We start from the raw sequence: 8,143 nt of genomic DNA on the forward strand, positions 1-8,143 counted from the left end.
ATCTGGCGCGTAACGATCCTGACGATGTTTCAAGTTTGCATCATCTGACCCGTTGCGAAAATGATGTGCTGACGTTCTTGTTCAACGGGATGAGCCTGCGGGAAATTGCTGAACTGCAACACCGTAGTATCAAGACCATCAGCGCCCATAAATGTAATGCCATGCGCAAACTACAGGTTAAAAATGACAGCGAACTGTTCTCACTGAGAAAACAGATTAGCCAGCAGTTTGCATGTGGTGATTAATGGTTGGAGATCGCTTGTGTGCCCCGCCGTGCTGTCATCGAGCATGGCGGGGCATACCGCTGAGCTGACAGAACGGTAACTCGATCAGCTACCCCCCGATATTCAGAACGGTGAGCCCACGGCTGCAAAATCACGGCAGTATCACAATGTTCGCGCAGCCAAGCTTGGCTGACGGCGATAAAGGCCTGCCCGGATCGACTATGATATAGAACGTAAGAATATTGGCTGTTGCACAGCCACAGCCCGCTATGCCTGTGAGGTAAATGCAGTGCCAGTTTGAATCGCTGGTTAAATATGTATTACCCGAAAGCGTTCAACATTGCTGGCAGTATAAATAACGGTGTTTTGAATGTTGCGATGGCCCAGGTAATCTTGAATTAATCTGGTGTCGATCCCTCTGTCTGCCAGAGCATAGCCGCAGGAGTGGCGCAGCATATGAGGATGCACTTGTACGTCGATACCGGCTAATTCACCATAGGACTTTATTAAGCGGTATAGTTGTTGGCGTGAAATCTGCCCGCCGTGACGAGAAAGAAACAGCCATGGACTATCAGGTTCCAGGTAGCCAGGGCGTTTTGCAAGCCAGTGGCCCAGCGCGATACGCTCACGGATTTGTATGGGATGCTGGACAGAAAAACCGTTCTTTAGGCGAGATACGTGTAAACGGTTGGTGGCCAGGTCAATATCCTCCAGCCGTAGTCCCCGTAGTTCGCTGACGCGTAATCCATGAATAAAGCACATCAACAGCATACAGCGATCACGACAACCATTGGTGCCGTCCGGAACGGCGGAGATCATTCTCTCAATTTCAATATGACTGAGATATTTGCGTTTTTTCATTCTCTTATCCCTAAGTTACATAAAGCAAATATGATTGGTGATTCATTCATTTAAACATTGAATACCATTGGCAGCAAACAAAATAGCATGGTGCGACCGGGAATAATCCTACAGTATTATCCTGTCGCTAGGGTTCAAGGGGGTTTGGCAGTTATTTATTTAAAAAAAATAACTCATTTGATCACAAGGCAACCATGATTGATGGGTTAAAAACCGTATATTTTGAAATGGATTACCCAATCTGACTGGTTGGTTTTTATCTGTAACGGCATTAATATTCCTTGGTTTTCCCTGTTTTTGGGAATTTTATTATTGCGTAAATATTTTTTTTAAAAAATAGATGCCACTGTCGGTCATATCGTTCCTTTATTCTCACTCTCCATGTTCGGCCCAGATAACCGCAGTTTGATACTGAGCCACTTAAGCCTGAGTATGCAGGTTAACTACCGTTGAGCGCATCAAAGCGTGATTCGGGATCGCAGGAAGCTCACTGCGTTCTGTCTGCACTGTTTGGCATGGCCATGCCAAGGTCAACGTCTGCTCACCAAACAAAATGAGAATTGTTATTGATATCACGCTTTCGCCAACTACAATGCCCGCCAGTGCATGATTTCTGAATAGGGTTTCTCATGGAGTTGTTACGGGTGGTGTTCCAGCAGTATCGCTGGCCGTTTCTGGCGGTAATGGCGTTAACGATGGCCAGTGCGGCGTTAGGGATTGGCATCATTGCATTTATTAACGTGCAACTGATGGGCGCGGCGGGCAACCCGCTAGTGGTGTTGCCACAGTTTCTTGGCCTGTTGGCCCTGTTGATGGCGGTAACGCTCGGCTCTCAGTTGGCGTTGACCACTTTGGGGCACTATTTTGTTTACCGGCTGCGTGGTCAACTGGTGAAGCGCATATTGGATACCCATATTGAACGGTTGGAGCAGTTGGGCAGCGCCTCACTGCTGGCTAGTCTGTCGAGTGATATCCGTAATATCACCATTGCTTTTGTCCGCCTACCGGAGTTGGTTCAGGGGGTGATCCTGACCCTGGGATCGGCTGCCTATCTGGGCTGGCTGTCGCCTGTAATGCTGGGCGTAACGGCGATATGGGTGACGGTCACCATTTTGGGGAGTTGGTATCTGGTCTCGCGGGTTTATAGCCACTTAAGCAGCGTACGTGAAGCCGAGGAACGGCTCTATCTGCATTATCAAGCGGCGATCGACGGGCGCAAAGAACTGGCTCTGAATCGCGATCGGGCAAAAATGCTGTTCCATCAGGCTTACCAGCCCGATGCTGGTGACTATCGTTACCATATTATCCGCGCAGATACCTTTCACCTTAGCGCCGTGAACTGGTCGAATATCATGATGCTGGGCGCCATCGGTCTGGTGTTTTATATGGCGAACAGCCTGGGCTGGGCGAACACTACGGTGGCGGCGACCTATTCTCTGACCTTACTGTTCCTGCGTACCCCCTTGTTGCAGGCGGTTGGGGCATTCCCGACGCTGATTGCGGCCGAAGTGGCCTTCAATAAAGTGAAGTCGCTCAAACTGGCGGACTATGATCCGGCATTTCCGGCTCCACAGGCTCGGGCTTGGCAAACGCTGGAACTGCGCGAGGTGGCATTCCACTATGCGTCGGGTGAGCAGCAATCCGGGTTTGCGGTTGGGCCGATCAATTTGACGTTACGGCGCGGTGAACTGGTGTTTCTGATTGGCGGCAACGGTAGCGGTAAATCGACGCTGGCCATGCTGCTCACTGGGCTGTATGTGCCCGTGAGTGGGCAGATCCTGCTGGATGGTCAACCGATTACGGTTGCCGATAGTGCAGATTATCGCCGCCTGTTCTCTGCCATCTTTACGGATTTCCATCAGTTTCACCATCTGTTGGGGCCGCAAGGGGAACAGCCGGATGCCGAACTGGTGGAAACCTGGTTGCAGCGTCTGAAAATGAAAAGCAAATTGGAGTTCGACGGTACGCGCGTCACTAATCCACAGCTTTCACAAGGGCAGCGCAAGCGCCTGGCCCTGCTGCTGGCGGTGGCTGAAAAACGGGATATTTTACTGCTGGATGAATGGGCGGCGGATCAGGATCCCCAATTCCGGCGTACTTTCTATCGCGAGTTACTGCCTCAACTGCGCGAGATGGGAAAAACCGTGTTTGCCATCAGCCATGACGACCATTACTTTGAACACGCAGATCGCCTGCTGCAAATGCGAGATGGGCATCTGAGCGAACTGATTGGGGATGAGCGCCATCTGGCGAGCCGGGACTCCGTTAGCCAGCTTGATTGAATTGCTGAATTTATCGGGGCGCACCTGTTCGCCCCGACATAACAAGTCGGTTGAGGAATATCTGTCGCCTTATAGGCTTAGGCTAGTTGAGTGATTGTTTATATCGATAATCAAAATTGCTGCCAATGATTTACTCTGTGTCTAGGAGAAAGCGGTACATGGCATTGCGCTCGTGGTACAGTTTTCATTTGGAAGCAGGGTAGTTAGGGGGCAGGATCGCGACGATGGACAGTCAATCACTCATTCCCACCACAGAGACCCAACTAGCGGAAACGCTGAGATTTCCGCCATCCTGGCAACTCAATGAGCGGCAACAGCGCTTTATCGAAGATCTTTGGTTGCCGGAAGATCACGCCGCACCCGGTTCAGCCGATAATCTTGCGACGCCCGGCCAAGATGCCGAACAGCATCTGCAGCAGCGTTAACCCAAGCAAGATCGTCAACGGCACCGTCCAACCTTGCGTCAAATCATGCACCAGGCCAAACAAGGTCGGTCCCAGCGCGGCCAGCAGATAGCCGATGGACTGCGCCATCCCGGAAAGCACCGTCGCCTGATGATGGTGCTGGCTGCGCAGACCAAAGAAAGACAGCGCCAGTACCAACGAACTCCCCGCCCCCAGCCCGGCAAATATCAGCCAGATAAGAGAGTGGGCAGGCAACAACAACAATCCGCCGACGCCAATAAAGATCAACAGTGAACTGACTAATGCGATCCCCCGTTGGTCGCGTGCGCGCGGCAGTGCAAACACCATCACAAAGTTAGCGGCGATCGCCACGATCTGATAAACAAACAGCTCGAACCCCGCCTGCTGCGGTGAGGTGCCGTGGCTGGCAGCAAAGGCGCTGAACCAGCCGATAATGGTGTAGAAGGTGATGGATTGCAGCCCCATGAACAAGGCCACCTGCCAGCCCAGGGCGCTGCTCCAGGGGGAGCGAAAGGTTTCTGTTGCCACTGGTGTGCCGGTTCGGGTTACCGGAGTGGGTTTGTATTTCAGTTGGGGTAGCCATATCGCTAGCGCAATAACCGCCGGTAGGCTCCACAATAGCAATGAAAAACGCCAACCGTTATCGTTAAATGCCGCTAATGGCACCGCCATCCCAGAGGCAATAGCGGCCACCAGCGACATTACTGCTGCATAGGTGCTGATCATCACCGCAGCCCGATGAGGAAAATCGCGTTTTACCAGCGTGGGTAATACCACGTTGGCAAAGGCGATGGCAGCGCCGATCAGCACCGTTCCCAACCACAGCATGCCATCCCACGGTTGTGAACGCAGCACGATCCCGGCGACCAACAGCACCAGCGCCAGCCCAAGCGTGCGCTCAATCCCGATGCGCCTGGCCAGCGACGGCGTTAATGGCGATAACACCGCAAACAGGATCAGCGGCAGGGAGTTGAGTAACCCGGCGGCGGTGGCAGAAAGCATCAGTTGGCGCTGGATCTGTTCCAGTAACGGGCCTACGCTGGTTAAAGGGGCGCGCAGGTTAGCCGCCACCAGCATGATGCCGGCCAGCAATAGGAAACGCGTCAAACGACTGCGTTTAACAACACAATTTGCGGTTGGTTCGGGTTGGGGCATGAGATCCTCGCATCAGGCATGCAGCCAATCATTACTGCATGACGAGATGCGTTGATTGACGTTAACGCTTACGTACTGGCAGGGCTGCCAGTATCTGCGTGCCAGTTTAGGAAAGATTGCCTCGCCTGACAAGAGGTTAAGGAAACCGCCTTGGCACCCACCAGGTGACTTTGATCAACGCTAGGGAAACTATTGCTGGCAGCATTGCCCGCCATAACGGATAGTAACGGCAGTAAACTTATTGTGAGGAATCGCTATGTCTTCTTTCTACAGCCCCCGCCGTATTGTGCTTTACACCATCGCCGTGATCGTGATTTTAGTGATTGTCGGTTTGGTGACACACCTGGGTGTCGGTTGGCTCAACTGAGCCAATTAACAGTTTTGTGATGTTGATCACCTAAGGAAAGAAAAGCCTTTTCGCTGCTGCCCGCCAAAGCCGCTTTCACTGTGCCGTTTTTCACATACTCTTAACCTGCCGCCCTATCGGCCTGCGGCAGATTTCACTTTTCTCGCGCCCGCTGAGGAAATAGTTTCATTTCATTTCGATCCGAAAGCTTTTTACCCCCATTTGCTGCTAAAACTGCCCTGTAACCCCGATCACAATTTCATTGCTTTCGCTTTGTTGTAATACCGCCGCAATAGAGCGAAAGCCATCATCTCCCGGCCAAAACCGGAAACCTGAGGACCTATTGCTCATGCCAGTGAACACCGCTAAACGACGTGAACACATCATCGATCTGCTCTGCGAGCACGGTAGCGTGCGGGTGGAACAGCTCAGCAAACAGTTTGCCGTTTCCACGGTAACGATCCGCAACGATCTGCGCTTTCTGGAACGCAAAGGCTGTGCACTGCGTGCCTATGGCGGGGCGATGCTCAACCAGCAGTTTGCCTTCGACCGCCCGTTACATGACAAAGGGCGGTTGAACCGCGATGTGAAATCACAGATTGCCTGCCGAGCGGCAAGCTATGTGCGGGACGGCGATGCGCTAATCCTGGACTCCGGTTCTACCACGGCCCAGATCGTGCCTTGGTTGAAACCGCGCCGCGATCTGGTGGTGATGACCAATGCGCTGAACATTGCCTATGAGCTTTCAGGTTACGACGGGGTGGAAGTGATGGTGTTGGGGGGAAGCGTACGGCAGAACTCCTATTCGCTCTATGGCCCGGCTGCCGAGCAGCAATTGCGCCAGTACCGCTTCGACACACTGTTTCTGGGCGTCGACGGTTTCGATCTGGTGGCGGGGATCACTACGCCTCACCCCGGTGAGGCACACCTCAATCGTGTGATGTGCGAGGTGGCCCGCGAAATTATCGCGGTAGCGGATGCCAGCAAGTTTGGTCGCAAGAGCTTTTGCATGATCCGCGAAGTCGGGCAAATTCATCGGCTGATCACAGATAGCCGTCTTCCACAAGATTATCAGCAGGCGCTCAGCGATTTAGGCGTAGATGTGGTGATAGCCGATCGCGAGTAGGGCGCCCTCACGGGGGATTCATGCAGCAGTGGTTACAACTGGTAGCACAGCACAAGGCCGGCCAGCCGGTGGGAATATTTTCCGTTTGCTCCGCGCATCCTTGGGTATTGCAGGCCGCCTTGCGACAGGCAAAGGCGCGTGGTACGCCGGTATTGATTGAAGCGACGTCAAACCAGGTTAACCAGTTTGGCGGCTACACCGGCCAGACCGCAGCACAGTTTCGTGATGCGCTGTGGCAGATGGCGGATGACATCGGGTTGCCAAGGAGCGCTATTTGGCTGGGGGGCGATCATCTTGGCCCCAACGCCTGGCAAGATCGCCCGGCACAAGAGGCGATGGCGCTATCAGAAACCCTGATTGACGACTATGTGCGCGCCGGATTTCGCAAGATCCATCTCGACTGCTCTATGTCCTGCGCTGACGATCCCACCCCGTTGGGAGATGAAGTGGTGGCGCAGCGAGCGGCACGCCTGTGCGCGGTGGCGGAACGAGCATGGCAGCAAGCGGGTGGTGAAGCTCCGGTGTATGTGATCGGAACCGAAGTGCCTGTACCGGGCGGTGCGCAGGAAACGCTGCAAGGCATCCAGGTGACTACGCCACACGCAGTCTCTGTCACGTTAGAGGCGCACCGTCATGCCTGGCAGCAGGCTGAACTGACCAGTGCCTGGTCACGAGTGATCGCCTTGGTGGTGCAACCCGGCGTCGAGTTCGACCATCACAGCGTCGAACATTACCAACCGCAGGCGGCGCAGGCGTTGAGCCGTTTTATCGAACGCCAACCGGGGCTGCTGTATGAGGCCCACTCGACCGATTACCAGGCACCGAAGGCTTATTCACAGCTGGTGCGTGACCATTTCGCCATTCTGAAAGTTGGCCCGGCGCTCACCTTTGCGCTGCGTGAGGCGCTGTTTGCCCTCGATCGTATCGAACGTGAATGGTTGGGGGATCATCGTTCGGCCCAACTGTGCGCCACGCTTGAACAGGTAATGCGTGAACAGCCGCAGCAGTGGAGCCGCTATTATCACGGCAGCCCGCATCAACAGTATCTGGATCGCCACTACAGCCTGAGCGATCGCGTGCGCTATTACTGGCCGCAGCCACAGGTTCAGCAGGCCGTGGATGCGCTGATGGACAATCTACGGAGTAACCCAATCCCGCTGGCGTTACTCAGCCAGTATTTACCCGATCAGGCACGAGCCTTGAATGCTGGTGAGCTGAGCGAGGATCCGCAAGATTGGGTGATCCACAAAATTACCCAAGTGCTTGACGACTACCACTCAGCCTGTTACCCGGAGGTGCGCTGATATGCCCAATATTCTGATGACCCGTATCGATAACCGCCTGGTACATGGCCAGGTCGGGGTGACCTGGACCAATACGCTGGGCGCTAATCTGGTGGTGGTGGCCAATGACGATGCTGCTGCCGATCCGGTACAGCAAAACCTGATGGACATGGTGGTGGCTGAAGGCGTGCAGACCCGGTACTTCACCCTGCAAAAAACCATCGACGTAATCCATAAGGCGGCGGATCGGCAGAAGATTTTTCTGGTGTGTAAAACGCCACAGGACGTATTGAAGCTAGTGCAGGGCGGGGTGCCCATCACCTTCGTCAACGTTGGCAATATGCACTTCGCCGCAGGGAAACGGCAAATCCACAAGACGGTCTCGGTGGATGACGATGACATTGCCGCCTTTCGTGAGCTGGCGGCGTTGGGCGTAGCCTG

7 protein-coding genes are annotated in these 8,143 nt (G+C 54.0%); 5 read left to right on the forward strand and 2 right to left on the reverse strand.

Annotation, left to right across the window (positions count from 1 at the left end; genetic code table 11):
• Positions 1-245: helix-turn-helix domain-containing protein (locus ACLQ7H_RS27200; RefSeq protein ID WP_411755358.1), on the forward strand; the 245-nt coding region annotated here is incomplete at its 5' end.
• A 288-nt stretch (positions 246-533) separates the two neighbouring features.
• Here ACLQ7H_RS27200 and ACLQ7H_RS27205 read toward each other — a convergent pair.
• Positions 534-1,085 carry a tyrosine-type DNA invertase gene (locus tag ACLQ7H_RS27205; protein ID WP_411755359.1) on the reverse strand — a complete coding sequence of 184 codons (552 nt, stop codon included), beginning with the start codon at positions 1,083-1,085 and terminating at the stop codon, positions 534-536.
• 629 nt (positions 1,086-1,714) lie between these two features.
• Between ACLQ7H_RS27205 and ACLQ7H_RS27210 the strand changes: the two genes are divergently transcribed.
• On the forward strand, positions 1,715-3,367 hold the full coding sequence (locus tag ACLQ7H_RS27210) for a multidrug ABC transporter permease/ATP-binding protein (protein ID WP_411755360.1): 1,653 nt from the start codon (positions 1,715-1,717) through the stop codon (positions 3,365-3,367).
• 365 nt (positions 3,368-3,732) lie between these two features.
• Here the strand turns inward: ACLQ7H_RS27210 and ACLQ7H_RS27215 are convergent, their stop codons facing one another.
• Entirely contained in the window at positions 3,733-4,947 is a 1,215-nt protein-coding gene (locus tag ACLQ7H_RS27215) for a CynX/NimT family MFS transporter (RefSeq protein ID WP_411755361.1), read from the reverse strand.
• A gap of 695 nt (positions 4,948-5,642) precedes the next feature.
• Between ACLQ7H_RS27215 and agaR the strand changes: the two genes are divergently transcribed.
• From agaR to agaV, 3 genes are all read left to right on the forward strand, one after another.
• Positions 5,643-6,419 (forward strand): transcriptional repressor AgaR, encoded by a 777-nt coding sequence (gene agaR / locus ACLQ7H_RS27220; protein ID WP_411755362.1) that lies wholly within the window; start codon positions 5,643-5,645, stop codon positions 6,417-6,419.
• Between the two features lie 20 nt (positions 6,420-6,439).
• Positions 6,440-7,723 carry a D-tagatose-bisphosphate aldolase, class II, non-catalytic subunit gene (locus tag ACLQ7H_RS27225; protein ID WP_411755363.1) on the forward strand — a complete coding sequence of 428 codons (1,284 nt, stop codon included), beginning with the start codon at positions 6,440-6,442 and terminating at the stop codon, positions 7,721-7,723.
• A 1-nt stretch (position 7,724) separates the two neighbouring features.
• Positions 7,725-8,143 (forward strand): PTS N-acetylgalactosamine transporter subunit IIB (agaV, locus tag ACLQ7H_RS27230; protein WP_411755364.1); only part of this gene is annotated, 419 nt, incomplete at its 3' end.

The organism is Serratia sp. (in: enterobacteria) (genome assembly GCF_046715635.1).
GTDB lineage: Bacteria > Pseudomonadota > Gammaproteobacteria > Enterobacterales > Enterobacteriaceae > Chania.